This is a genomic window from Kitasatospora sp. NPDC058184 (assembly GCF_042883725.1).
Classification (GTDB): Bacteria; Actinomycetota; Actinomycetes; order Streptomycetales; family Streptomycetaceae; genus Kitasatospora.
Genome location: NZ_JBHVVE010000079.1, coordinates 1 through 1053, shown reverse-complemented (window position 1 = coordinate 1053; position 1053 = coordinate 1). Strand labels below are relative to the sequence as shown.

At 68.6% G+C, this 1053-nt stretch carries 2 protein-coding genes; both read right to left on the bottom strand.

Features of this window, described 5'->3' with window-relative positions; genetic code table 11:
• A partial coding sequence (locus ACFVXH_RS41470; RefSeq protein WP_387831256.1) for a hypothetical protein occupies positions 1–453 on the bottom strand: 453 nt, incomplete at its 3' end.
• A gap of 31 nt (positions 454–484) precedes the next feature.
• A complete protein-coding gene (locus tag ACFVXH_RS41465) occupies positions 485–934 on the bottom strand; it encodes a Pycsar system effector family protein (protein ID WP_387831255.1) in 450 nt (149 codons plus the stop codon).
• Positions 935–1053: the final 119 nt, after the last annotated feature.

Here is a 1053-nt window from a genome sequence, read left to right as displayed (position 1 = left end):
GGTTACGGGGTCGCTGCTGTCCTGGTGGCGCTCGATGGCGTCCGCCAGTTCTTCGTCGGGGAAGTCTGCGACGGGGTTGGCGGGCCAGGGGCTGTCTGGGAGGCCGAGCTGGCGGCGGCCTGCGGTGTAGGTGCTGCGGGCGGTGCTGCGCTGGTGAGGGTCGCCGGTGAGTTGGGAGGAGAGGGTGCCCCAGGTCATGCCGTCGATGTCGCGGTTAGCGACGGTGAGGTGTCGCACCTGCCGGGTGAGGCTGGTGGCCATGGAGGCTGCGGACCGGAGGAGCTGTGCCCGTTCGTGTCCGGTGAGGGCCGCGAGCGGGTCATAGGTGGTGAGGGTCAGGGCGGTGAGTACGTCTTCCAGGACGCCGCTGCTGATCCGTGCGTTGGTGAGCGCGGCTTCGGGATCGTCCACCTGCCAGGTGCCGGCGGGCGTGCGGGTCAGTGACACGGACATGGTGTTGGCCTTTCCGGTGAGGGGCTGGTCGTCAGCGGGTGAGGATCGCGGCGGCGATGAGGATCACGGCGGCGAGCGTGGTGTCTCCGGCGATCCGGAGGAGCCGCATCTTGCGGAGGGCGATGCGGGACAGGGCGGTCAGGCGGGCCGGGCGGCGGTCGGCGGCCAGGGCCTCGGTGATGTCGGCCGGGTCGGCGTCGGCGTAGTAGGCGTAGGAGCTGCGGTCGTCCAGGCCCCGGCCGGTGAGGCGGGGGCGGATTACCAGCAGGGACAGCACGACGGAGCCGATCAGGGCGACCGCGCCGACCACGGCCAGGGCGAGCGAGAGGCCGTCCATGTCGGTGCCGGAGAGGCTGAGCGCGGCGACGAGGAGGCCGTCCAGGGTGAGGAGTAACCCGGCCTTGGTGTCGGTGCGGGTCAGGTCCGCTGCTGCGTAGGCGATCGCGGTGTCCAGGTTGGTCGAGGTGCGGTCGGCGGTCATGGTGTCTCCAGTGCTCGATCCGGGGTGTGCGTTTCCCGCACACCTGCACAGTTGGGGGAAAACAAAACCCACTGCAAATGGAAAAACAAAAACCCAACACGTGAAATAAAAAAAATAAA